The 23279-nt window shown below is 35.0% G+C and carries 26 protein-coding genes, 1 tRNA gene and 1 pseudogene; 21 read left to right on the top strand and 7 right to left on the bottom strand.

Annotated elements, in window-relative coordinates; genetic code table 11:
• Entirely contained in the window at window positions 1-678 is a 678-nt protein-coding gene (gene tsaB / locus C8J95_RS02070; protein ID WP_107807400.1) for a tRNA (adenosine(37)-N6)-threonylcarbamoyltransferase complex dimerization subunit type 1 TsaB, read from the top strand.
• 104 nt (window positions 679-782) lie between these two features.
• Here tsaB and C8J95_RS02065 read toward each other — a convergent pair whose 3' ends face one another.
• The 4 genes from C8J95_RS02065 to C8J95_RS02050 all read right to left on the bottom strand — a co-directional run bounded on the left by C8J95_RS02065 (window position 783) and on the right by C8J95_RS02050 (window position 3131).
• The gene (locus C8J95_RS02065; protein ID WP_107807399.1) at window positions 783-1343 is read right to left on the bottom strand and encodes a Maf family nucleotide pyrophosphatase; all 561 of its coding nucleotides are present in this window, start codon (window positions 1341-1343) and stop codon (window positions 783-785) included.
• Between the two features lie 116 nt (window positions 1344-1459).
• Window positions 1460-1978 carry an HAD family hydrolase gene (locus tag C8J95_RS02060; protein WP_034871942.1) on the bottom strand — a complete coding sequence of 173 codons (519 nt, stop codon included), beginning with the start codon at window positions 1976-1978 and terminating at the stop codon, window positions 1460-1462.
• Entirely contained in the window at window positions 1968-2720 is a 753-nt protein-coding gene (locus C8J95_RS02055; protein ID WP_107807398.1) for a Rossmann-like and DUF2520 domain-containing protein, read from the bottom strand. Before C8J95_RS02055 ends, C8J95_RS02060 begins: the two co-directional genes overlap by 11 nt.
• 36 nt (window positions 2721-2756) lie before the next feature.
• On the bottom strand, window positions 2757-3131 hold the full coding sequence (locus C8J95_RS02050) for a helix-turn-helix domain-containing protein (protein WP_107807397.1): 375 nt from the start codon (window positions 3129-3131) through the stop codon (window positions 2757-2759).
• An 85-nt stretch (window positions 3132-3216) separates the two neighbouring features.
• Between C8J95_RS02050 and C8J95_RS02045 the strand changes: the two genes are divergently transcribed.
• From C8J95_RS02045 to lepA, 6 genes are all read left to right on the top strand, one after another.
• Window positions 3217-4413, top strand: coding sequence for an MFS transporter (locus tag C8J95_RS02045; protein ID WP_107807396.1), 1197 nt, complete (start codon window positions 3217-3219; stop codon window positions 4411-4413).
• A gap of 141 nt (window positions 4414-4554) precedes the next feature.
• Complete coding sequence (locus C8J95_RS02040) at window positions 4555-5112, top strand: RNA polymerase sigma factor (RefSeq protein ID WP_078403148.1); 558 nt, start codon at window positions 4555-4557, stop codon at window positions 5110-5112.
• Between the two features lie 18 nt (window positions 5113-5130).
• A complete protein-coding gene (locus tag C8J95_RS02035) occupies window positions 5131-5691 on the top strand; it encodes a hypothetical protein (protein ID WP_107807395.1) in 561 nt (186 codons plus the stop codon).
• A 2-nt stretch (window positions 5692-5693) separates the two neighbouring features.
• Window positions 5694-6167 carry a hypothetical protein gene (locus C8J95_RS02030; protein WP_255412699.1) on the top strand — a complete coding sequence of 158 codons (474 nt, stop codon included), beginning with the start codon at window positions 5694-5696 and terminating at the stop codon, window positions 6165-6167.
• 182 nt (window positions 6168-6349) lie between these two features.
• On the top strand, window positions 6350-7354 hold the full coding sequence (locus C8J95_RS02025; protein ID WP_107807393.1) for a hypothetical protein: 1005 nt from the start codon (window positions 6350-6352) through the stop codon (window positions 7352-7354).
• Window positions 7355-7429: 75 nt separating this feature from the next.
• Window positions 7430-9226: a translation elongation factor 4 gene (gene lepA / locus C8J95_RS02020; RefSeq protein WP_107807392.1), complete on the top strand. Its 1797-nt coding sequence runs from the start codon at window positions 7430-7432 to the stop codon at window positions 9224-9226.
• Window positions 9227-9269: 43 nt separating this feature from the next.
• On the opposite strand, the gene C8J95_RS02015 is transcribed toward lepA, so the two are convergent.
• Window positions 9270-9914: a DUF1579 domain-containing protein gene (locus C8J95_RS02015; protein ID WP_107807391.1), complete on the bottom strand. Its 645-nt coding sequence runs from the start codon at window positions 9912-9914 to the stop codon at window positions 9270-9272.
• Window positions 9915-10515: 601 nt separating this feature from the next.
• Between C8J95_RS02015 and C8J95_RS02005 the strand changes: the two genes are divergently transcribed.
• The 10 genes and pseudogenes from C8J95_RS02005 to C8J95_RS01960 all read left to right on the top strand — a co-directional run bounded on the left by C8J95_RS02005 (window position 10516) and on the right by C8J95_RS01960 (window position 18716).
• A complete protein-coding gene (locus C8J95_RS02005) occupies window positions 10516-11199 on the top strand; it encodes an NUDIX domain-containing protein (RefSeq protein WP_107807390.1) in 684 nt (227 codons plus the stop codon).
• 231 nt (window positions 11200-11430) lie between these two features.
• A complete protein-coding gene (locus tag C8J95_RS02000) occupies window positions 11431-12405 on the top strand; it encodes an SPFH domain-containing protein (RefSeq protein ID WP_249078550.1) in 975 nt (324 codons plus the stop codon).
• Between the two features lie 5 nt (window positions 12406-12410).
• Window positions 12411-13319, top strand: coding sequence for an NAD(+)/NADH kinase (locus C8J95_RS01995; protein WP_107807388.1), 909 nt, complete (start codon window positions 12411-12413; stop codon window positions 13317-13319).
• A 5-nt stretch (window positions 13320-13324) separates the two neighbouring features.
• Complete coding sequence (locus C8J95_RS01990; protein WP_107807592.1) at window positions 13325-13741, top strand: ADP-ribosylation/crystallin J1; 417 nt, start codon at window positions 13325-13327, stop codon at window positions 13739-13741.
• Window positions 13738-14201: pseudogene (locus tag C8J95_RS01985) on the top strand (macro domain-containing protein). The gene C8J95_RS01990 and the pseudogene C8J95_RS01985 overlap by 4 nt, the downstream one beginning before the upstream one ends.
• Window positions 14202-14212: 11 nt before the next feature.
• Window positions 14213-15031 carry a TIGR02452 family protein gene (locus C8J95_RS01980; RefSeq protein WP_107807387.1) on the top strand — a complete coding sequence of 273 codons (819 nt, stop codon included), beginning with the start codon at window positions 14213-14215 and terminating at the stop codon, window positions 15029-15031.
• A complete protein-coding gene (locus tag C8J95_RS01975; protein WP_107807386.1) occupies window positions 15031-15543 on the top strand; it encodes an O-acetyl-ADP-ribose deacetylase in 513 nt (170 codons plus the stop codon). The genes C8J95_RS01980 and C8J95_RS01975 overlap by 1 nt, the downstream gene beginning before the upstream one ends.
• A gap of 117 nt (window positions 15544-15660) precedes the next feature.
• Window positions 15661-16203, top strand: coding sequence for an RNA 2'-phosphotransferase (locus tag C8J95_RS01970; RefSeq protein ID WP_107807385.1), 543 nt, complete (start codon window positions 15661-15663; stop codon window positions 16201-16203).
• On the top strand, window positions 16204-16935 hold the full coding sequence (locus tag C8J95_RS01965; protein ID WP_107807384.1) for a metallophosphoesterase: 732 nt from the start codon (window positions 16204-16206) through the stop codon (window positions 16933-16935).
• Window positions 16936-16994: 59 nt separating this feature from the next.
• Window positions 16995-18716, top strand: coding sequence for a hypothetical protein (locus tag C8J95_RS01960; protein ID WP_107807383.1), 1722 nt, complete (start codon window positions 16995-16997; stop codon window positions 18714-18716).
• 32 nt (window positions 18717-18748) lie between these two features.
• Here C8J95_RS01960 and C8J95_RS01955 read toward each other — a convergent pair whose 3' ends face one another.
• A complete protein-coding gene (locus tag C8J95_RS01955) occupies window positions 18749-19630 on the bottom strand; it encodes a cupin-like domain-containing protein (protein ID WP_107807382.1) in 882 nt (293 codons plus the stop codon).
• A 236-nt stretch (window positions 19631-19866) separates the two neighbouring features.
• Window positions 19867-20631: an amidohydrolase gene (locus C8J95_RS01950; protein WP_107807381.1), complete on the bottom strand. Its 765-nt coding sequence runs from the start codon at window positions 20629-20631 to the stop codon at window positions 19867-19869.
• A gap of 74 nt (window positions 20632-20705) precedes the next feature.
• On the opposite strand from C8J95_RS01950, the gene C8J95_RS01945 reads away from it, so the two are divergent.
• The 4 genes from C8J95_RS01945 (at window position 20706) to C8J95_RS01930 (ending at window position 23265) form a co-directional block, all read left to right on the top strand.
• Window positions 20706-21155: a DUF6646 family protein gene (locus C8J95_RS01945; protein WP_107807380.1), complete on the top strand. Its 450-nt coding sequence runs from the start codon at window positions 20706-20708 to the stop codon at window positions 21153-21155.
• Window positions 21156-21199: 44 nt separating this feature from the next.
• On the top strand, window positions 21200-21664 hold the full coding sequence (locus C8J95_RS01940) for a hypothetical protein (protein ID WP_059156118.1): 465 nt from the start codon (window positions 21200-21202) through the stop codon (window positions 21662-21664).
• Window positions 21665-21768: 104 nt separating this feature from the next.
• Complete coding sequence (rseP, locus tag C8J95_RS01935; RefSeq protein ID WP_107807379.1) at window positions 21769-23103, top strand: RIP metalloprotease RseP; 1335 nt, start codon at window positions 21769-21771, stop codon at window positions 23101-23103.
• An 88-nt stretch (window positions 23104-23191) separates the two neighbouring features.
• A tRNA-Asn gene (locus C8J95_RS01930) sits at window positions 23192-23265 on the top strand.
• The last annotated feature ends 14 nt before the right edge of the window (window positions 23266-23279 follow it).

Raw genomic sequence — 23279 nt, 5'->3', positions numbered from 1 at the left:
ATGAAAATTTTGTATCTGGAAACTTCTTCTAAAAACTGTTCTGTAGCAATTTCTGATGATGAGAAATTGTTGAGCCTTTGTGAAGAAACCTCTGAAAATTATAAACAATCTGAAAGTCTGCATACTTTTGTAGAATGGGTATTAGAAGGAGCTGAGCTTAGCCTGAAAGATATAGAAGCTATATGTCTGGGAAAAGGACCAGGTTCTTATACCGGTTTGCGTATCGGAGCAGCTTCAGCCAAAGGTTTCTGTTTCGGGTTGAATATTCCTTTGGTAACTGTTAACTCTCTTGATGCAATGGCAGAACCATATTTTAATGGTGAATATGATTATATCATTCCTATGATGGATGCCCGCAGAATGGAAGTTTATACCAAGGTGTTTAATCAGAAAGGAGAAGAAATTTCCCCTACTGAAGCCAAAATTCTGGATGAGAACAGCTTTTCAGAGTATCAGGATTATAAGGTTCTGTTTGTTGGAGACGGTGCAAAAAAGTCCCAGGAAATACTGCAGCTTTCAAAAGCTGAATATAAAGCTGAAATCTATCCTTCTGCTCAACATCTTGTACGCAAGGGATCAGAAGCAGCAAAAAATAAAAACTTTGAAGATATTGCTTATTTTGAGCCTTTTTATCTGAAAGATTTTCAAGGGGTAAAGAAAAAATCAGCAGGTAGTTAACTCTGTTCTTAAAAAAATTAAAAGTCCGGAAATAAAGTTATTTAACACTTCTTTTTCCGGACTTTTCTATTACTTAGAAAGGTAATCTTTATTTTAATGTCAGGTTATAACCCGAATTCTTTCAGCCCTTTATAAACCAAATGTGTTGGAAGCCCCATTATGGTATAAAAATTCCCATTAATACGCTTTATTTTAGCCATACCTAACCATTCCTGTATTCCATATGCTCCCGCTTTATCCATTGGCTTGTAATCCCTGACATAAGAATGTATTTCCTCATCCGAAATATCTTCCATTTCAACATCAGCAATATCAGTATATGTAAAGAATTTTTCACCTGAAGAAATACGGACAGCTGTAATTACCTGGTGTGTTTTTCCTGAAAGTTTTCTCAACATTTCTCTTGCACCCTCCTCTCCTTTTGGTTTTCCCAATACTTCCCCATCTTGTACCACAATAGTATCTGCGGTAATCAGGATTTCGTCATTTTGTATGGCAGTATATGCTTTAGCTTTTAATTCAGCCAAATAAGCTGGTATTTCAGCAACCGGTAAAGATTCCGGATAGATTTCCTCACAATCTATTTTTACAGTGCTAAAATCGTAGCCAAGAGCCGAAATAAGCTCTTTTCTTCTCGGGGATTGTGAAGCTAATAAAATCTTCATGTATTTTAATTAAATATTTTGTATTTATTTCTGATTTAGAACTTCTAAATTTAAGCTAAATCGGTTAATCGTGGAATTGTTTATTTTACGTTTCGTACTTCTAACTTCGTACTTTATCAGATGCTTTGGGTATTATCATCATGCCATTTTCCCTGAGCTTTCATTACCTGCTCTACAACATCACGGACACATCCTTTTCCTCCGTGGATATTGGAAATATAATGAGAGATCTCTTTTACTTCCGGGACTGCATTGATTGGACATGCAGCAATTCCTACTTTTTCCATAACATATTTGTCCGGGATATCATCTCCCATAAATAAAATCTCATGGTTCTGAAATTGATATTTTGAAACAAAATCTTCGAAGTCTTCCATTTTATCATGAGATTTCATGTAAATGTCCGTTACTCCCAGATATTGCATTCTGTTTTTTACCATAGGATCGTTTCCGCCAGTAATAATACCGATTACAAAACCTTCTTTAATAGCTTTTACAATTGCATATCCATCCAGAACATTCATAATACGGCTCATGCTCCCATCCGGTTGAAGGATAATAGACCCATCAGTAAAAACACCATCTACATCGAATACAAATGCTTTTATATTTTTCAGATTCTCTTTATAGCTCATACATTTTGGTTATAGATTCGGTAAGTATTTTATAAATTTCAAGCTGATTATCATTGTCAATCAGATTTTCCTGAAATCGGATTACATTCTGATCATTTCTTACAGCTGGACCCGTCTGTGCATCTTTAGGAGAAATTGTTTTTATTTTATCAGCAGTTTCTTCTATTAATGGTAAAAGATAACTGAACGGAATATCATTCTGCTTACAGATTATCTCAGCCTGGGCATAGAGATGGTTAACAAAATTGCAGGCAAATACAGCAGAAAGATGCATTTGCTTCCTCTGCTCGTGATTGATGCGCATCACATTAGTACTGATTTTATTTGCCAGCTCAGTTAAAAGAATATTGTCACTCTCCCACCCTGCATCTACAAAAAGTGGAATTTTTGAATAATCTAACTTTCTGCTTTTAGAGAAAGTTTGCAGAGGATAAAAGCTAGCTTTTCGGTATGGACCTTCCAGTACATCACGAGATAATGATCCTGATGTATGCGCTACAAGAGCTTGTTCATATGGTATCTGTTTTGAAACTTCAGCTATTGCTTTATCACTGGTGCATATAAGATAAAAATCTGCCTGTTTTAGCTGATCAGTGGAATATTCAACATTAATTTCCGAGGATAATTTTTTTAGATCTTGTTCATTTCTTCCATAAAGCTGAATAAGATCTATTCCTGCTTCTTTAAAGGCTTTAGCCATGTGCCAGGCAACATTCCCTGAGCCTATTATTACTGTCGTCATACTACAAATATAGGTATAAGATTTTAGGATATGGTCTTAATCTTCTGAAGATTCGTCTTTAGTAATTTTACGGATTCTGGCGCCCCAGCAGCCTAATTGCTTTAGGATAGGAACTAGCTCCAAGCCCATTTCAGTATATTCATATTCCACCCGTGGTGGAACTTCGGCATATACTGTTCTTTTTATAATATTACTTTTTTCCAGCTCGCGAAGTTGTGTAGTAAGCATCCGTTCGGTAATATTGCAAATACTCTTATGAAGCTCTCCAAAACGCTTTTTTCCACCTTCTAACTGACACAAAATAAGAAGTTTCCACCGTCCTCCAATCTGTGAAATAGCATAAGGTGTATCGCATTCTATAATGTATTGTTTATTTATATTATTGGTTGATGTTTCTTTTATTTTCCCCATTACTTACTTTTTTTATAGTAGCATACAATTTAGTGTACTATATGCAAATTTAGACGTATAAATTTAATTTTGAAAAAAAATCAGAATGAAAAAAGCAGCTTATATAGGGTGCCTTACATTAATTGGAATTATTAGTACAGAGTTTGGGGTTATCAGTATACTCCCGCAGATCTCAGAATATTATGGAGTTTCTATAGATAAAGCCGGAAGTCTTTTGAGTATTTTTTCGATTACAATAGCAGTTACTGGATCTATAATTACACTTCTTACCTCCGGATTTAATCGGAAGAAGATAATGCTGGTCGCTATGGTGTTATTTTTATTATCGGATATTTTATCGATTATGGCTCCTCCATTTGGAGTTTTACTCGTTGTAAGAATGTTGCCGGCCTTCCTGCAGCCTACTTGTATTGCTGCAGCTATTTATGCGGCAGTGGCATTGGGAGACGATAAACATAAAAATGAACTTATAGGTATAGTTATAAGTGGAATTGCGGTTGCTTCAGTAGTTACTGTTCCACTTTCGGGCTATGTATCAGGTGTTTTTCAGCAATGGCAGGCAGCCTATGTTTTACAGGCAATTATTAGTCTTCTTACTATTGTTATTATTTATAAAATGCTGCCATCGGTTCCGGCACCTAAAGAAACAATCTCACTGAAGAAACAATTGGTTATTCTTAAAGATCCCGTATTTCTGCTAAGTATGGCTTTTAATCTGTTTCTTATCACTGCTTGGTTCTGCACCTACAGTTATATTGCGGAATACCTTCAAAAAAGTCTGGCAATGGATGAAAAAACAACCAGCTATATGATATTTTTATTCGGAGTAATGGGAGTTGGTTCTAATTGGGTTGCCAGAAAAATGCTTAATAAAAGAATGATGCCGGCAGTAATATTATTTTCTTTAGGAACTATTGTACTTCCCTTTTTATTAAATTTCAATACCAATCCGGTACTTACAATTAGTATTATTTCCATCTGGGGATTCTGGTATGGTCCGTGTGTAATGATAGCTGTTGTGTATATGGTTTCTAATGCGCCTTCTTATGCATTGGAGTTTGCGAACAGTTTGCAAAACTCAACAGGTAATCTTGGTGTTGCATTAGGAACCTCAATAGGAGGGTGGATTATTGTTTCAAAGGGAATTTCCGTTACACCATGGATAGGAGCAGGATTTGGTATTATTTCTCTGCTTATTCTTGCTATTAATTCTTATCTGAAGAAAAACAGAGAACAAAATTGTAATCATAAAATTCAGGAGTCCGAACTTCTCACAGAGTAGGAATTTTATGCAATTAGTATTAAAATTTTATATTGAATTTACAGGCCCTGGTTAGACAATGACAAGGGCTTTTTTATAAAATAAAGCATCTGTAAGAAAAAATAATTTAACTTTTCATAGAATTTGATATCAAACAAAGGAATGAAAATCGATGAGGGGCTCATTATTGAACAAATGAAGTCTCCGAAGACCCGTGAAGAGGGACTTCGGATGCTTATGAGTGCCTACCAGAGTCGATTATACTGGCATATTAGAAGGCTAGTGGTTCAGCATGATGATGCTCAGGATTTGTTGCAGGATACATTTGTAAAAGTTTATCATAATTTTGATAAATTTAAAGGTGGAAGCCAATTATATACATGGCTTTATCGAATTGCTACAAATGAAGCTTTGCAACACCTGAATAAGATAAAAAAGATGCAGTTGACTGATGAGGGAGCAGAGTATTATCTGCAGAATGCTGTTGCAGAAAATGCGAAGCACGATGCTGAAGAATTAGAAATTATGTTACAGAAGGCAATCCAGTGCCTGCCTGAAAAGCAAAGATTGGTTTTCACACTGAAGTACTATGACGATCTTCCCTATGAAGAAATGTCTAAGATACTGGATATGTCAGTTGGAACATTAAAAACAAACTATCATTACGCAAAAGAAAAAGTAACAGAGTATTTGCGGCAGAACATTGAGGAATTTGAATAAAAAAGGAAATAAATAAAGATGAAAAAGACAGATATTGAAGATTTTGAACGCCGTAATATTTACGATGTTCCTGAAGGCTTTTTCAAAGATATGCAGAGTAATGTCCTTGAAAGAGTGGCAGAACACAAGAAGCCTAAGGGAAAATTACTTCCTATGAGGATGCTGTCCGGCATTGCAGCTTCTTTGGCTCTTATTATAGGAACTATTTTATTCTACTATACAAACAACAGTGCTGTACAGACACAAGAGAAAATAGTAGACAGGGAAATAGTGGCAGAGAATATACAGCCTAAGGTTGCAGAAAATTCTGATGATAAAAAACAGCCTTCTGATGAAGGTTCTGGTGAAGGAATTGCAGAAAATCAAAAAAAATCTGATGATGGATTTAACTTTGCGGAAAATTCTGCATCTAACTCTAAGAAAGCAATGCTTACAGATTCCAAAAATGCGTATAGCAGACCAAAAGCTATTAATGCAGTTGATAAAAAATTTGACAAAGCAATAAGCAATCTAAGCTCTCAGGAGTTGGCTGAGCAGAGTAAGAAATATGAGATTGATACTTATTTAGACTTATATTAATAATGATAAAAACAGCACAAATATTAAGCTTCTTAGTATTGTTAGGAATGTTTTCTTCAACACATGCTCAGATTAAAAGCAACCTTTCTTCTGGTGGAAATACAGAAACAAAGGAGGAAAGAATGAACGATTATCATCAGGCAAGAGTTGATATTCTTGTCAAAAATCTTGGACTGAATGAAAATCAGGAAAAAGCTTTCAGAGAGGTTTACAATAATTATGAGGTAAGCCAGATGTTTGTAATGAAGGAGTTCAAGGAAAAATATAACAAATCGGAACTTTCTGAAGAAGAAACAAAAGAAAAAATTTATACAGGGTTTGATGTTTCGCAGAAACTATTAAACAACAAAAGAACATACGCTGATCGTTTTTTGAAAGTTCTGACTCCTAAACAACTTGAAAAAATGTTTGAAATGGAGAAAAGAATGGGACGGAGGATAATGGATAAAAAACATCAGGAGGATGTGAAAAAATAAATGTACTAAGTCAATGAGGAATGACTCTAACATATCCTTCTTAAAAATTGGATAAACGCTTGTAAAATAGCATTTTTCATTAATAGTAGTTTTAGTGTTAGACCCTGCTTAGGCAGGGTTTTTTTATATTTTGAACATCTGTATAAAAAAAGTATTTTCGCAGTAAATATTACTACTATAAGATGAAAAAACTACTATTGGTCATGTTGCCGGCATTTTTATTATGCCAAGAAATAAAAATTATTAAGCTAAGAGGCTCAATTAAAGATAAATCTGGGATGACTGGAAGCCTTAGAGTTATTGATAATAGAGAAAATAAAGTTATAGGTACCAGTAAAGAAACCAGCTCGGAAGATAATAAAACTAAGATTTATACATTATCATTAGGTGATAATTTTGATAAAGATGTTGCCCAATGGTTTGATGCTTCTAATAAAGTAAAAGGGACAAATAATTTAATTCTGCAGCTAGAGGATATTAGCATTAAAGATGATATTGAGAATAAGAAACAAATCTCAAGATATAAACTGAAAGCTAGTGTTTTTAAAAGAGATAATGGAGTATATTATTTTCTGAGCAGATATGATATTAGTGGAGTTGTGAATACCCATATTGCTATAGATGCACCAGGGGAAATTGCGTCAACAATTAGCTATGCGCTAAGAGATTTAATTAATAAATCATATACTGTAATGCCATCTAATATACCATTATCCCAAGATAATCTCAAAGATTATAATAATACTCTTAAGCAACAATTGGCAGCATATAAAAACCAAGGACTTAAAGACGGGATTTATTTGGATTATAAATCATTTTTTGATCAGACACCAGAAGAGGGTTTTACACTGAAAAAAAATAATAGTGGAGTAATGCTAAAAGCAGAACGAAATGGAACTAAAGTTTCTGCGAATAAAATCTATGCCTATGTTGAAAATGGCAAGGCATATAAAAATACAGCAACAGAGGATATTGAGATTCAGAAAGATAATAAAGGATATTTTTTATTTACAAACAAAGGATATCTTATTTTGGAAACAATGGATTCTACCTATGGAATGTTTGGATTAATTGGGGGAATAGCTGGAACTATAGAAACAAATTCTAAAAATAAAAAGAATCAAAAGGCCGAAAAATATAATATATATTTAGACCCATTGACAGGTGAATATATATTTGATAAATAAAAAATTACAGCATTGAAATAAAAAGAGATATAAAGCTATCTCTTTTTTTTATCTTTGCAGTTACTCAAGGAATCAATGAAGAATATAAGAAATTTTTGCATTATCGCCCATATCGACCACGGTAAAAGTACTTTGGCTGATAGGCTTTTAGAATATACAAATACTGTATCACAAAGAGAATTGCAGTCGCAGACTCTTGATGATATGGACCTGGAAAAAGAGCGTGGAATTACTATTAAAAGTCACGCAATTCAGATGGATTATGAGTATAAAGGGGAAAAGTTTATCCTTAACCTTATTGATACTCCGGGACACGTGGATTTTTCATACGAAGTTTCCCGTTCAATTGCTGCATGTGAGGGAGCATTGCTTATTGTAGATGCTGCCCAGAGTATTCAGGCTCAGACCATTTCCAACCTTTATCTGGCATTAGAGAATGATCTTACCATTATTCCTATTCTTAATAAAATAGACCTTCCTTCTGCAAATCCTGAAGAAGTAACAGATGAGATTATGAATCTTATCGGTTGTGAATATGAAGACGTACTTCGTGTTTCAGGTAAAACAGGAGAAGGTGTTCATAATCTGTTAGAGCAAATTGTTGAAAGAATTCCTGCACCTGTAGGAGATCCGGAAGCTCCACTTCAGGCATTGATCTTTGACTCGGTATACAATCCATTCAGAGGTATTGAAGCTTACTTTAAAGTTGTAAACGGAAGTATTTCTAAAAATGAAAAAATCAAATTCTTTGCTACAGGTAAAGAATATGGCGCAGATGAAGTAGGAACTTTGAAATTAAAACAGGTACCAAAGAAAACCATTCAGTGTGGTGACGTTGGTTATCTGGTTTCTGGTATTAAAGACGCAAGAGAAGTAAAAGTAGGAGATACCATTACTTCTTTTGACAAACCTGCAGCAGGACCGATTGAAGGTTTTGAGGAAGTAAAACCAATGGTATTTGCTGGTATTTACCCAATTGATTCTGAAGATTTTGAAGAACTTAGATTTTCACTTGAAAAGCTAAGACTTAATGATGCTTCTCTGGTTTTTGAACCTGAAAGTTCAGCAGCATTAGGTTTCGGTTTCCGATGCGGATTCCTTGGAATGTTGCACATGGAAATTGTTCAGGAGCGTTTGGATAGAGAGTTTAATATGAACGTTATTACTACGGTTCCGAACGTATCTTACTTTGGATATTCTAAAAAAGAACCTGAAGTTCCTATTCTGATTAATAACCCTTCAGAAATGATGGATCCATCAATTATGGACAGGGTAGAGGAGCCTTATATTAAAGCATCTATCATTACTAAATCGGATTTTGTGGGTTCTGTAATGACTTTATGTATAGAGAAAAGAGGAGAAATCGTTAACCAAAGTTATCTGACTTCAGAGCGAGTTGAACTAATCTTCAATATGCCATTGGCAGAAGTTGTATTTGACTTCTACGACCGTCTGAAATCGATTTCTAAAGGTTATGCTTCATTCGACTACCACCCAATTGGATTCAGAGCTTCTAAGCTTGTAAAAATGGATATCCTGATTAATGGTGATATGGTGGATGCCCTATCTTCACTAATTCACGATAGTAATGCATACCATATTGGTAAGAAAATGTGTGAGAAGCTGCGCGAACTAATCCCGAGACAACAGTTTGATATTGCAGTTCAGGCTGCATTGGGTACCAAAGTTATCGCAAGAGAGACTATTAAAGCCCTTAGAAAAGATGTAACAGCAAAATGTTATGGTGGGGATATCTCCAGAAAGCGTAAGCTCTTGGAGAAACAGAAAGAGGGTAAGAAGAAAATGAAACAGATTGGTAGAGTAGAAGTGCCACAATCAGCGTTCATGGCAGTATTAAAGCTTAATGACTAAATATAAAGAAGACCGGATATTGTTCCGGTCTTTTTATTTATTGTTATTTCTTGCGGACAAACTTAATCTCCATTGTTTTCATTTCCTTACCAGTTTTAGAGCCCGGTCCAAACATTTCCAGAGTATGTGTATTGTCATCATTAAAAGTGTAGACTTCTCTTATTTCGCATTCTTTATTAGCTTGTGTAGGATCTGTCATATGCCCTTTAAATTCTATAGATTTTTTTGAAGGATTCCATTCCCCTTCAGCAGTCATCATTCCTGTTCCCATATTGTCAATCCAGGTACTGACAAATTTTTTCTTAGCATTATCGTATCCCATAATGCTCATCCCTTCAAAAGGCATTCCCATGAAATTTCCTTTGTAATTACTTAGTTGGTAGCGTCCATCAAAAATCATTTTATTGGTACAATCTGAAGTACTTTTTGTAGGTTGGCCGCCTTCTTCCATCCATGTAGTTGTTTCACCAGTCCAGTTTCCGTCATATTTTGCAAGAACTTTATGTAGTTCGCCGGGAGTAGCATATTCCATCCATGCTTTATTTGCCGTAGCAGAATCTACAGGTTTCCAATCAGAGTTTGCTGTAGAAGAGTCTGTTTTCTCACTTTCCTTCTCACTGGTATTTTTCATTTTATCGCAGGCAACAAACAGCATTGCCGTACCAAAAATCAATAATAATTTTTTCATAATTGTTTAATTTTAAAAGGTTTATATTTCATTATTAAAATTATGAATTTTTATCATTAAGTCGTTTATTTATTTTGTTTGTATAATTTTTGAGCCAATTTTTCATTAAATAATTATAATCGTTTTTCAAAAAATATACTATTTTCAATACTTGTGTATTGGTTTCAGTTGGGTATTTTTATAGTATTAGTTTTTCTGATGAAGAGCAATTGCTTCAAGCTGCTTTATACCTGTCTCCAATACACATTTTTATATCCGGTTTTCTTTAGCCCAAATCTCCAGTTCATATAGTATTTTGGAAGCCAAACCCGATTTCCTCTCTCCAGGCTTGGAATACATCCTTTTTATTTCCACACCGACTTCCGAAAAGGCTTTGAAGGATTCATATGCTTTATTTTTTGTACTAGTGGTAAAAAGCGTGATCATCACCATCGCGAATGGCTAAATCAGCATCTAATGATTTGACAAGGTTTTGAAAATCTTTATCAGTTGAGCCAACCCTTTTTATAATCATGGTTTTGTTTATAATCAAATAAAATTTTATTGCACATAGAAATCAATTTAAATCTTATTTTTGTGTATTGGTAACGCAAATTGTATTATGCAGAATATTAAAGTAGCGGTAGACGCAGTTGTTTTTGGATATTTTGATAAAGAAGATCTACAGATTCTTCTCATTAAAAGAAAAATTGATCCCTTTAAAGGGGGATGGGCTTTACCTGGAGGATTGGTTCTTGATGATGAAGATTTGGATACTGCTGTAAAAAGGGAATTGTATGAAGAAGCAGGGATAAAACCTGATTTTCTGGAACAATTGTACAGCTTTGGAAATGTAGGTAGAGATCCGAGAAACAGGGTTGTTTCTATTGCCTATCTTGGCCTTGTGAATCCTTCGTATCATGAACTTTTTGCAGATTCTGACGCAGAGGATGCACAGTGGTTTAGTATTAATAAATTACCAACACTGGCTTTTGATCACAAGAGTATAATAGATACTGCTTTAAAAAGGCTGCGTACCAAGATACAATATCAGCCTATCGGCTTTAATCTTCTGGCTGAAGAATTTCCTTTCTCGGACCTGGAAAACCTCTATAAAACAATTATTGGGCAGGAGATTGATCGGAGAAACTTTCGGAAAAAAATAATGAGTTATGGGTTGCTTAATGAAACCAATAACTTTAAAAAAGAGGGAAGTGGGAGACCGGGTAAGTTATTTACCTTCAATCAGGATAAATATAAAGAGCTTGAAGAAGAAGGATTCTATTTTGAAATAAAGCTATTGTAATTTTTATTTCTGAAAATCAATGAGTTAAATAAATTAGTGTAAAATAAACGCAAATATATTTTGTAGATAATCAAGTGTCTTTATATATTTGTGTAAGAATAACGCAATTAAGGATTGTTTTTATATCAGTAATGTATAATTGTACCTTCTTTAATTAGCGTAAAAACAACACAAATATTAATTATAAAACTCAAAGATATGTTTGGTTTCAGACACATTAAATTCGATTCAATGACTTACGTACTTCATTTTAGAAATGGAAAAATCGTAAAAGAAGGAAGAGGTTTATCATTCTTCTATTTTGCTCCAAACAGCTCTATAGCTGCAATTCCTATGGGAAGTAATGATCTTCCGTTTATTTTTAGTGAGAATACAATGGATTACCAGAGTGTAAAAATTCAGGGACAGATAAGCTACAAAATTACAGATCCAAAAGCGCTTTCTAATACACTTGATTTTACTGTAGACGAATCCGGAGTTTACAAGAAAAACGATATAGAAAAACTGAATCAACGAATCATTAATCTGGCACAGACTTCTACATCATCCTTTATTCATCATCTGAGCCTGAAGGAAGCGATTCGTTCTGCACAGAATATCGAAGGAAATATACTGGACGGATTAAAAGTGTCTGAAACTATTCAGGCTATGGGTATTGAAATTATTGGTGTAAATATTCTGGCGGTACAGACAACTCCTGAAATGGCAAGAGCCTTGGAAACGGAAACAAGAGAAAAACTTCAGCAACAGGCAGATGAAGCGATTTATGAAAGAAGGAACTTTGCAGTAGAGCAAGAACGGAAAATTAAAGAATCTGAATTGAATACGGAAATCGCTATAGAAGAAAAACAGAAGCAAATAGATGAGAAAAGGATGGAAGCTGATGTTCAGAGAGAAGAGAATAATAAAATTCTTAGAGAAATGAAGATCACTGCAGATATAGCAGTTGAAAATCAGAGAAAACAGCTCATAGATCAGAAAACGGAAAATGACAGAAAAGAAGCAGAAACACAAGGTTATATACTGGAAACATCTCTGAATGCCTATAAAGATATTGACTGGAAAATTCTTACAGCTTTAAATGGAGGTCATGATGCCAGAACCAACATTGCATTGGCCTTCAGAGAGCTAGCGGAGAATGCCGGTAAAATAGGCAATCTTAATATTAGCCCAGATTTGCTAGAGAATTTACTCACTGAAAATTAAAAAAAATGAAAGCTGAATATGCCATCATCATCAAGAATAAAACAAGATTGGAGTTACTAATCGAGAGGTTTAATACCAAAGCACAAGCTCAGTTTTATATTGAAAGTTCCGGCGGAAATTTCCAGGAATATGTAGAGGAGCATGAAATGTTTTATCAGTCTTTTCTGAAAGTACAGACAAGTCTTTCCAAAATTATTAAAAATAAGGTTGTTGAGAGAGAGTTCATTTCTTCTTATATTTTTTCAGAAAAAAATATAATCGTGGTAGTTGGCCAGGACGGTTTAGTGGCAAATGTGGCTAAATATTCTAAAAATATACCTATTGTAGCGGTAAATCCTGATAAGGAAAGATATGATGGTGTATTGCTTCCTTTTGGTGTACATGATTTTCTACAAGGCGTAGAGGCTGTTTTGAATGGAGATTTTAAAGCCAAAAGAATGAGATTTGCAGAGGCTATTCTTAATGATGGTCAACGATTATTGGCGGTAAATGATTTGTTTATAGGAATTTCTTCTCACAGTTCTGCCAGATATAAAATTACGCTGAACGGAAAAGAGGAAACACACTCTTCCAGTGGAATCATTGTTTCTACTAAAACGGGTAGTACAGGTTGGCTAAGTTCTATTTTTAATATGGCTTATGGGCTTCTGGGATCTACAAAGCTAAGGTACCCTAAGTTGAATGAGGATGAGTTGTATTTTGCGGTAAGAGAGCCTTTCAAAAGTATGAGAACCCAAATAGATGTTTGTGGCGGAACTATTAAAAAAGGAAATAAGCTAACTGTAGAATCTCTAATGCCAAATAATGGCTTTATATTTAGTGATGGAATAGAACAGGATTTCTTACAGTTTAACAGCGGAGCAACGGCCGAGATCAGATTATCAGACGAGGAAGCTATTTTAGTATTAAATTAAAAATGATGAAAACACAAAAACTTTACAGGCCAGTAGGAGAAAAAGAAATGAGTCTGATTATTCAAAGTGGGTATAGAAAATTTCCGCCAAGATTAGAATGGCAACCTATTTTTTATCCTGTATTAGATGAGGATTATGCTGCAGAAATTGCAGAAAAATGGAATACAAGAGATGAGTTTGGTAACTACTTGGGGTTTGTTACTTATTTTGATATTCCAAAAGATATTATGAATCAGTATCCAGTACAAAATGTAGGTGCACGGAATCATAACGAGATATGGGTTCCGGCTGAGGAACTAGAAAAATTTAATCTATCAATAATTGGTCCTATTAAGGTTTTGAAAATATTTGTCGGTGATCAGTTTCTAGAATCTAAAGATCAAGAAATAGAGAACTTAATAAAGAGAAATCTAAACGGATAAAAACGATTAATTATTTAAAAGGAGATGCTACCAAGCCTGAGATGGTTGGAACGCATATCTGTAATGATATTGGAGGCTGGGGAAAAGGCTTTGTTGTTGCTATTTCCAAAAGATGGAAAGAACCTGAGCTATATCTTACAGAGAATGGTATAAATCAAGAGAAAACTTTAATCTTGGAGAGATCCGTCTTGTACAGGCAACCTCCGATATATGGATTGCCAATATGATTGGGCAACATAAGATTAATCAAAACCCCAATGTAATTCCACCTATAAGATATGAAGCTGTAGAAATATGCCTGAAAAAACTCGCTGAAGAAGCGCTGAATCTAAATGCAGTTGTATGTATGCCGCGGATAGGTTGTGGCCTGGCTGGTGGAAACTGGGAAAAAATAGAGCAGATAATTATCAGAACATTAATACATAGAAAAGTTGATGTATGTGTATATGATTTTGAATAACATTTAGAAACATGAAAAACACAAATAAAGAAATAGCACAGGAAACACTAGATATTTTAACCAGTAAATATTATATAAACAAGAATGGGGAAAAGATAGATCTAGAAAATAGATTAGACTTCAGTAAGGATAATACTTGTTTCTTCACAACAGAAGAGCTTTCTTTTCTGATAAAAAATAAAACTTCGGAAACTAATTATGACACGCAAATTGAAGTACAGAATTGCAGTTCACTACAAGCTATTTTACAATTAAGTCATACAGAAAGTCAGGACATTATAATGTGCCTTAATTTTGCTTCTGCAAAGAATCCGGGAGGTGGATTTATTAATGGAGCAGTAGCTCAAGAAGAGAGTCTGGCAAGAGCTTCGGGATTATATACAAGTCAGTTGGAAGCAGAAACTTTTTATAAAATACATCGTAGTATGAAATCATGTTTCTATACGGATAATATGATTTATAGTCCAAAAGTTCCCGTTTTCAGAGATGACACAGGAGAGTTACTACTCAAACCTGTTTTTTGTAATTTTATTACATCTGCAGCAGTAAATGCAGGAGTTGTAAAACATACAGAACATGCAAGAGTGACAGAAATTATAAAGGTGATGGATGAAAGAATAGATAAAATGCTGGCTTTGGCATTAGAACAGAAAAATGAAGTATTGGTTTTAGGAGCATGGGGCTGCGGTGTATTTAAAAATTCGCCAGAAGACATTGCAGAACTATTTAAAAATCATTTACACGGGAAGTATAAGGGACAGTTTAGGCGGGTTGTTTTCGCTATTCTTACCAAGAATGAAGAAATGCTAAAACCATTTGGAGTTATATAATGAGAACAACAATTGAAATTATAAAAGGAGATATCACAAAAATTCAGGCAGATGTAATCGTTAATGCTGCCAATTCTTCATTATTAGGAGGTGGTGGGGTTGATGGAGCTATCCACCGTGCCGGAGGAAAACAAATCCTTGATGAATGTATTCAAATCAGAAATAAGCAAGGAAAATGTAATACAGGTGAAGTCGTTGTTACAACGGCGGGTAATCTTCCTGCACAGTATGTAATTCATACTGTAGGGCCTGTATGGAATGATAATAAGGAAAGATGTGAAAGATTGCTGGGTAACTGCTATAAAAATGCATTAAAACAAGCTGAAATACTAGAAGCTAAGACAATCGCTTTTCCTAACATTAGTACAGGAATATACAAGTTTCCAAAAGAACTGGCAGCAGCAATAGCGGTTAAAGTCGCTGAAAATCTGGAATCAGATACAATAGAAAAAATCATTTTTGTATGTTTTGATGCAGAAAATGAGATGATATACAGGCAATTGCTAAAATAGATATGGTTATATAACTCATTACCTAATATATATCATAAAATCAGGTATTCCTGATTTAGAACAAGGATCATTCCTTAACTTTGTTTAGGATAGTTCGGAAATTAATTAACACAAAATATGAATGAAGTTGAATTAAAGAGGATAAGCAAATTTTTAAGCCTTATTCTCCGGCATCAGCCACAATCTATTAATTTAAAATTGGATGAAAATGGCTGGGCAGATGTAAATGAATTAATTATAAAGTCCGCGAAAAGCAGAATTCGTTTTACGATAGAAGAGCTAAATGAAGTTGTTGAAAAGAATAATAAAAAACGTTTTGCTTTTAATGAAGACCATACCAAAATAAGAGCGAGTCAGGGGCATTCAATTGCTATCGACCTTGCTCTGAAACCACAACAACCACCCGAATTTTTATATCATGGTACTGCCAGAGCGAATATTTCTTCAATTCTGGAAAACGGAATAGAAAAGAGAAGCCGGCAGCATGTACATTTGAGTAGTGACAAAGAAACCGCTGTAAAAGTTGGATCTCGCCATGGTGAACCTGTTATCCTAACCATTAGAACAGGAAAGATGCATAATGACGGAATTCTGTTTTATCAATCTGAAAATGGGGTGTGGTTAACAGATTATGTAAATACAAAATACATTTCGAAATAAATGAGCAGAACATTAGTTGTAGGAGATATTCATGGTGGGCTTAAGGCTCTGGAACAGGTATTAGAGCGTGCAAACGTTACAGATAAAGATAAACTGATTTTTCTTGGAGATTATGTAGATGGATGGAGCGAATCCTCACAAGTAATCAATGCTCTTATAGAACTTTCACAAAAACAGGAGTGTATATTCATTAAAGGGAATCATGATCTTTATTGCGAAGAATGGTTAGCCTTTGGTCATAAACCTGAAATGTGGCTACTAAACGGCGGCGTAAGTACTATGGAGAGTTACGCAGATTATTCAGATAAGGAGATTGATAAACATCTGGAATTTTTCGGCCAAATGCATAATTATTATACTGATGAGCAGAATCGGCTTTTTATACATGCTGGCTATTCTTCTATGCATGGACCCGAGAAAGAAATGCATTCCAGTAATTACAGATGGGACAGAACATTGTGGGAGACTGCAGTAGCTTTGGATACAAGAATTGAGAAAAATTCTGTACAATATCCAAAACGACTGCTTTTATTCAGTGAAATATTTATAGGCCATACACCTACGCTCCATTTAGGAGTATCTCATCCCCTGAATAAGGCTAATATTTGGAATGTAGATACCGGAGCTGCTTTTACCGGAGCTGTCTCTATTTTGGATATCAATACCAAGAATTTCTGGCAAAGTGAGCTACTTCCGGATCTGTATCCGGATGAAAAGGGAAGAAATCCCTGATCTGTAAATAAATTATGGTGACAATGTTGTAAATTTAAGTTTTGAAAAATTATAAACTCATGAAGCTTAAATTTCTTTTATTGTCTTGCTTTTCAGGGCTGATATTTGGACAGAATACATATCAGACACCTTACGAAAAAGGAAACGGCAATCAGTCCGTTACTTATGATGAGATGAATACTTTCTACAAGGACTTGTCTAAAAACTTCAAAAATATTCAGTACCTGCAGAAAGGAGAAGACGATAACGGAAAGCCAATTTATGTGGTTGTTTTTAATCCATTTAAAGAAAAAATAGAAAAGCTGGGTAAGGACAAAACTGTTCTGATGATTAATAATGGGATTCATCCCGGAGAACCCGATGGTATAGATGCTACCATGATGCTGATGCGAGATCTGGCAACGCAGAAGATAAAAGCTCCTAATAATATTGTTATAGCGGCGATTGCAGCATACAATGTTAGTGGAATGCTGAACAGAGGATCTTATTCCAGAGCAAATCAGAACGGACCGGAAGAATATGGGTTCCGCGGAAATGCCAGAAACTATGACCTGAACAGGGATTTTATAAAAGCCGATACAAAAAATGCCAGAAGTTTCCAGCAGATATACCAATGGTTAAACCCCGATGTATTTATTGATAATCACGTGAGCAACGGAGCCGATTATCAATATACTTTCACCTATATTTCTACACATAAGGAAAGACTTGGAAAATCACTTGGTGATTACTTTTTCAACGAATTTCAGGCTGACAATCTAAAGCAAATGCAGTCATTGGGATACGAAAGTACTCCTTATGTTAATATTCACGGAGATGTTCCGGAAATAGGCTTTGCTGCTTTCGAAGATTCTCCACGCTATGCTACCGGCTATACAAGCTTATTCAACTCTATTGGGACGGTTGTGGAAACCCATATGCTGAAGCCCTATGATAAAAGAGTAGATGCTACCTACAAATACATGCTGGTAAATCTTGAGAATATCGATAAGAATTATAAGAAAATAAAAGAGCTTCGTAATGAAAATCTTAAACAATATACAGCCGGGAAACAATATCCTATTCGTTGGAAAGTAGATTCTACGAAGTATTCAACAATGGATTTTAAAGGTTTTGAGGCGGGGTATAAGCCAAGTGGAATCTCCGGACAGAAAAGATTGTATTATGACCGTAATAAGCCTTTTACAAAAAAGATAAAACTCTTCAATACCTATGCTCCAACCGGATTTGTAAGTATCCCGAGGTATTATGTAATTCCACAATCGGAATATCGTGTAATAGAGGAACTAAAAAGAAATCATATTAAGATGAACATATTGAAGCGTGACAGTATTGCTACAGTAGAATCTTATAAAATCAATGATTTCAAGACTGTAAAGAATCCTTACGAAGGACATTATATTCACTATGAAACAGTTGTAGGGAAATCCAATAAACAAATTAAGTTTCTGGCGGGAGATTATGTGGTACCAACACAGCAATCCGGCGTGAAATATATATTAGAAACATTAGAACCTGAAGCTTTAGATTCTTTCTTTAACTGGAATTTCTTTGATGCCATGCTGGGGCAAAAGGAATACTATTCTGCATATATATTTGAAGATACAGCAGCAGACCTCATGAAAAATGAGACAGCACTAAGAACTGCGTTTGAAGCCAAGAAGAAAATAGATAAAGATTTTGCAAAAGATGGCAAAGCACAGCTGAACTGGGTTTATGAAAACTCTCCTTATTATGAGAAAAAGACCCACAAGCAATATCCGATTTATAGGATATTATAAAAATAAACCCGGCAAAATACCGGGTTTTTATTTTATTTTGGAAGGCCTCTTTTCAGTGCGATATTCGCTCTTTCAAAAGCCTTTTTTTCTTTCCAATCCATGTAACGCTTTTTATAACGTGATTTCATGAAATTATCAAACTTACGCTGAACAGTAAGGTTCCAAAGAGAGTGTGCTTTTACACCCCAGCTTTTATCCCATGCACGGAGTGAAATAGAGAATGAACCATCCAGATACTTCATCCAGTGCCACCATCCTGTTGGCATAAACAAAGTATCTCCATGTTCCAGATAACATTCAATTCCTTCTACACCGTCCAGTGCCGGAAACTTGCTGAAGTCCGGATTTTCGATATCATAATCTTCCAGTGCATAAGTTGCATAAGGAATTTGATATAAGCGCTCTTTCCATTTGTAGTCGAAAAGAAGGATATGTTTTCTTCCGTTAAAGTGTGTATGGAAGATGTGAGCCATATCGATATCGAAATGTAAGAAGGTTACAGAACCCTTACCTCCGAAAAACATATTTGGGTATTTATCCAGAAACCCACCCATTAAATCTTTTGGAGAGATATAGTCGTCCAGTAATTTCGGAGCGAACTTTATTGGATCAAAGAGGAAAATTCTAAGGTCAGTAGGTTCCTTCTGAATAAGGTCTATATAATCGCCAAATTTCATTTCTGCAGCCGATGAATTAATAGGAGCAGAAGGGTCAGCTTTTGAGCTGTCATATAAAGGAATGGTTACATCACCAACCACCTCTTTCATATATTCCATGGTCCACTTCTGGTATGCGGGCCATTTTTTAGCCATATTTTTTATTACCACAGGCTTACGTGGCTTAAGATATTTTTCGCGGAAATCTTCCTGAGAAATGTCGTCTACAACATCAATCGGTTTAAGAATAAGTCCCATTTCATTTTATTTATGTTGCAAAAATATTAAATTTTCTTAACACAGAAGGGAAGAAAACGGTATTGTTTAGAACGATTATAAACAATTCCCAATGAAAAAATCTATCACTTTTATAGGTGAATTTAATATTGTCTATTTACGAATGAAGAATATTATGATATCTCAATTGATAAAATAATATAGCTTATTTTACCATATTGATTTATAGTTGTTTATGTTTTATTTGTAAGATTTGCTTATACAGAAAGGCTAAAAATATCCTGATCGGCTAAAAACGGAAACTTACCTCTGAATTCGGTCAATAAATCTTTATCTAATTCTGCATAAATAAGATTATCCTTTAAGAGTGCTATTTCTGAACCATCTGCAAAGAAACAATGAGAAGAACCGTTATATTCTAATTTATTACCATCATTTCCAACACGATTAAGACCAAAAACATAAGACTGATTTTCGATTGCTCTTGCTTTTAGCAATGTGTCCCAGGCGTCTATTCGGGTAGATGGCCAACTGGCAACATTCAGGATCAGGTCGTAATTTTCCGTATTTCTTACAAAAACAGGAAAACGAAGATCATAGCAGACCTGCAAACATATTTTCCAGCCAATATATTCTATAACTACTTTTTCTGTTCCTGGTGTATAAAACTGATCTTCTTTTGCATAGGAAAAAAGATGTCTTTTATCGTAATGATGTACAGTTCCGTTTTTTTCTATAAAGTAAAAACGATTGTAGAATTTGCTATTCTCTTTTACAGCAACGCTTCCGCCTACAGCAATATTGTGATCTGCAGCTAAAGATGTCATCCATTTCAGAACTTCACCATTCTGATCAGCAATTTCTTCTATGTCCATACAGAAGCCTGTGGCAAACATTTCCGGAAGAAGAAAAATATCCGGTTTATCTTCTTTAGGTAAAAGATTTTCGATTATTTCAAAATTCTTAACTTTATTTTTCCATTGAATATCATGCTGTAAGCCCAATATTTTTAAATTTTTCATAAACAGTAAGAATAAATTTATTAAAATTGCGTTAGTAAAGTTATTGATAATAAAAAGGAATATAAGATTATTTTATGAAAAAGGTATTGTTTTCTATAATTGGAATGTTTGCCATTCAGATGGCCAGTGCTCAGGCTTGGAACGGGCAAGGTGACCAAAAAATACAGGCAGGCATGAATGTATGGGGAAAAGGTGGTTTTGGTGTTAAAGGATCTTATGACTACGGAATTGCTGATGCAATCTCTATAGGTGCCGGAGTTGGTATTTATTCTGAAGGTAAAACCGTAGATGGAAATAAAAAAACAGGAATATCTGTATATGCACGTGCTAATTACCATCTAAAAGATGTGTTGGAACTTCCGGAAAAATTCGATATTTATCCAGGGATAACAATGGGAGTTCTTGGTGATACATTTGATTTTGGAGCACATATAGGATTCAGATATTTCTTTACACCTACAATCGGAGCTTTTGCTGAAGTAGGTAACAGAGGTGGGATAGGTGTAGTATTCAACCTGAAATAATAAAACGAAAAGTAAAAACAAATAAATATAAACTATTGACGATTATGAAAAATTTATTGAAATCTTTATTTGCTGTTGTTTTTTTAGCAATTGGAGCAACTCAGGCAAAGGCACAGATCTACAAAACGAGCTTAGGGCTTTCTGTAGATTTTGGAGATGGATCTACTTTGGTAGGACCAGCTGTAAAGCACTTCTTCGACGGTAACAATGCCGGACAGGCAGAAGTAGTATTTGGTAATCACGTTACGATGCTACAGGCAATGTACTCTTATAACAAAGGTATTTCCGGAGCTAAAGGTCTTAACTGGTATTTAGGTATCGGACCAGCTTTAGGTTTTGTTAAAGGAGGAGATACTCAGTTTGCAATCCGTCCGATGGCAGGTTTAGAGTACAAGATTAACGGTGCACCTATTGCATTTTCATTTGACTGGAGACCAGCATTCTGGCTTTCAGATGGTGGAGATTCTAATGTAGGTAGATTCGGATTTGGATTCAAGTTTACATTGTAATCCATAAACATTAAAAATAGCATAGTTGCCTTATTTTAAGGCAACTTTTTTATTTCCCCTCAGGCTCGAATATTATTCCTATTTTTGCATTTCAAATATTACAAATGGAGTTATTTAATCAGATATTTCAATTCGTTTTAAGTATTTCAATTTTGGTGATCCTACACGAATTAGGACACTTTATCCCGGCAAAACTTTTCAAAACTAAAGTTGAAAAGTTTTATCTGTTCTTTGATCCTTGGTTTTCCCTTGTAAAGAAGAAAATCGGAGAGACAGAATATGGTATAGGCTGGCTTCCTTTCGGTGGTTATGTGAAAATTGCCGGAATGGTAGACGAGAGTATGGATACTGAACAATTGAAGAAACCTGCTGAACCTTGGGAGTTCAGATCTAAACCAGCTTGGCAGCGTCTTATTATCATGCTGGGAGGGGTAACTGTTAACTTCTTTTTGGCTTGGTTAATATATTCGTGTCTTTCTTTCTTTAATGGGGAAACTTACCACGATAATGCTAAATTCGAAAATGGTATAGCTGTTTCCGAAGAAGGCCGCAAAATGGGCTTAGAGACGGGTGATAAAATCCTGAAAATTGACGGAAAGCCTGCTGAAAGAATGGAAACATCCATGATCAATATGCTTTTCGCTGATGAAGCTACAGTATTGCGTAATGGAAAAGAAGTCACATTTCCGGTTAATGAGAACGGCGTTGCAGAAGTTATTAAATCTAACGAGGCAAAAGCTTATTTCTCTCCAAGATTTCCTGCCGTTATAGATTCTGTTGCTCCTAACATGGGAGCGCAAAAGGCTGGATTATTAAAAGGGGACAGAATTATCTCTATAAATGGAAAACCTGCACTTTTCTTTGATGAAGTTTCGGGAGAGGTAACTGCCAACAAAAACAAAACCATTACGATAGGAGTAGAAAGAAAAGGTGAAAAGCTGGAACTTCCGGTAAATGTAGATGCTAAAGGGAAGATAGGCTTCACTCCAGACATTAAAACAATGATGGCTTCTTTTGAAAAAACGAGTGTAACAAAAGAATACGGATTCCTTCAGGCCATTCCGAGAGGATTTACCAGAACCATAGATGTACTGGTAATGCAGATAAAGCAGTTTAAAATTATCTTTAACCAGAAAACAAAAGGCTATACTAAAGTTTCCGGGCCGATTGGTATTATAAAGCAAATGCCTGCACAGATTGACTGGGTTGCATTCTGGTCCTTTACGGCAATGTTCTCTGTATGGTTGGCGTTCCTTAACCTTATTCCTATTCCTGGATTAGACGGAGGTCACGTTTTATTTACACTTTGGGAAATGGTAACAGGAAAACCTGTTCCTCAGAAAGTATTGGAAAATGCCCAGATGATAGGGGTAATATTCCTGTTAGGGCTTATGATTCTTATATTCGGCAGTGATATTTATAAGCTGATTTTCAATTGATAGAGGATTTATTGCGAAAAAATATAAAAAAATATTTGCAGTGAATATAAAATGTGTGTATATTTGCACCACTTAAAACAAAGGACATTCCTCCTTAGCTCAGTTGGTTAGAGCATCTGACTGTTAATCAGAGGGTCGCTGGTTCGAGCCCAGCAGGAGGAGCTTCTTATAAAGCA

The organism is Elizabethkingia sp. YR214 (assembly GCF_003058195.1).
Classification (GTDB): Bacteria; Bacteroidota; Bacteroidia; order Flavobacteriales; family Weeksellaceae; genus Elizabethkingia.
This window is presented reverse-complemented; position numbering and strand designations above follow the sequence as displayed.

What these genes read in the sequence shown, in the direction of transcription:
- tsaB (WP_107807400.1), top strand. Translation starts at nt 1, where the DNA reads ATGAAAATTTTGTATCTGGAAACTTCTTCTAAAAACTGTTCTGTAGCA.
- C8J95_RS02065 (WP_107807399.1), bottom strand. Translation starts at nt 1,343, where the DNA reads ATGAAGATTTTATTAGCTTCACAATCCCCGAGAAGAAAAGAGCTTATT.
- C8J95_RS02060 (WP_034871942.1), bottom strand. Translation starts at nt 1,978, where the DNA reads ATGAGCTATAAAGAGAATCTGAAAAATATAAAAGCATTTGTATTCGAT.
- C8J95_RS02055 (WP_107807398.1), bottom strand. Translation starts at nt 2,720, where the DNA reads ATGACGACAGTAATAATAGGCTCAGGGAATGTTGCCTGGCACATGGCT.
- C8J95_RS02050 (WP_107807397.1), bottom strand. Translation starts at nt 3,131, where the DNA reads ATGGGGAAAATAAAAGAAACATCAACCAATAATATAAATAAACAATAC.
- C8J95_RS02045 (WP_107807396.1), top strand. Translation starts at nt 3,217, where the DNA reads ATGAAAAAAGCAGCTTATATAGGGTGCCTTACATTAATTGGAATTATT.
- C8J95_RS02040 (WP_078403148.1), top strand. Translation starts at nt 4,555, where the DNA reads ATGAAAATCGATGAGGGGCTCATTATTGAACAAATGAAGTCTCCGAAG.
- C8J95_RS02035 (WP_107807395.1), top strand. Translation starts at nt 5,131, where the DNA reads ATGAAAAAGACAGATATTGAAGATTTTGAACGCCGTAATATTTACGAT.
- C8J95_RS02030 (WP_255412699.1), top strand. Translation starts at nt 5,694, where the DNA reads ATGATAAAAACAGCACAAATATTAAGCTTCTTAGTATTGTTAGGAATG.
- C8J95_RS02025 (WP_107807393.1), top strand. Translation starts at nt 6,350, where the DNA reads ATGAAAAAACTACTATTGGTCATGTTGCCGGCATTTTTATTATGCCAA.
- lepA (WP_107807392.1), top strand. Translation starts at nt 7,430, where the DNA reads ATGAAGAATATAAGAAATTTTTGCATTATCGCCCATATCGACCACGGT.
- C8J95_RS02015 (WP_107807391.1), bottom strand. Translation starts at nt 9,914, where the DNA reads ATGAAAAAATTATTATTGATTTTTGGTACGGCAATGCTGTTTGTTGCC.
- C8J95_RS02005 (WP_107807390.1), top strand. Translation starts at nt 10,516, where the DNA reads ATGCAGAATATTAAAGTAGCGGTAGACGCAGTTGTTTTTGGATATTTT.
- C8J95_RS02000 (WP_249078550.1), top strand. Translation starts at nt 11,431, where the DNA reads ATGACTTACGTACTTCATTTTAGAAATGGAAAAATCGTAAAAGAAGGA.
- C8J95_RS01995 (WP_107807388.1), top strand. Translation starts at nt 12,411, where the DNA reads ATGAAAGCTGAATATGCCATCATCATCAAGAATAAAACAAGATTGGAG.
- C8J95_RS01990 (WP_107807592.1), top strand. Translation starts at nt 13,325, where the DNA reads ATGAAAACACAAAAACTTTACAGGCCAGTAGGAGAAAAAGAAATGAGT.
- C8J95_RS01980 (WP_107807387.1), top strand. Translation starts at nt 14,213, where the DNA reads ATGAAAAACACAAATAAAGAAATAGCACAGGAAACACTAGATATTTTA.
- C8J95_RS01975 (WP_107807386.1), top strand. Translation starts at nt 15,031, where the DNA reads ATGAGAACAACAATTGAAATTATAAAAGGAGATATCACAAAAATTCAG.
- C8J95_RS01970 (WP_107807385.1), top strand. Translation starts at nt 15,661, where the DNA reads ATGAATGAAGTTGAATTAAAGAGGATAAGCAAATTTTTAAGCCTTATT.
- C8J95_RS01965 (WP_107807384.1), top strand. Translation starts at nt 16,204, where the DNA reads ATGAGCAGAACATTAGTTGTAGGAGATATTCATGGTGGGCTTAAGGCT.
- C8J95_RS01960 (WP_107807383.1), top strand. Translation starts at nt 16,995, where the DNA reads ATGAAGCTTAAATTTCTTTTATTGTCTTGCTTTTCAGGGCTGATATTT.
- C8J95_RS01955 (WP_107807382.1), bottom strand. Translation starts at nt 19,630, where the DNA reads ATGGGACTTATTCTTAAACCGATTGATGTTGTAGACGACATTTCTCAG.
- C8J95_RS01950 (WP_107807381.1), bottom strand. Translation starts at nt 20,631, where the DNA reads ATGAAAAATTTAAAAATATTGGGCTTACAGCATGATATTCAATGGAAA.
- C8J95_RS01945 (WP_107807380.1), top strand. Translation starts at nt 20,706, where the DNA reads ATGAAAAAGGTATTGTTTTCTATAATTGGAATGTTTGCCATTCAGATG.
- C8J95_RS01940 (WP_059156118.1), top strand. Translation starts at nt 21,200, where the DNA reads ATGAAAAATTTATTGAAATCTTTATTTGCTGTTGTTTTTTTAGCAATT.
- rseP (WP_107807379.1), top strand. Translation starts at nt 21,769, where the DNA reads ATGGAGTTATTTAATCAGATATTTCAATTCGTTTTAAGTATTTCAATT.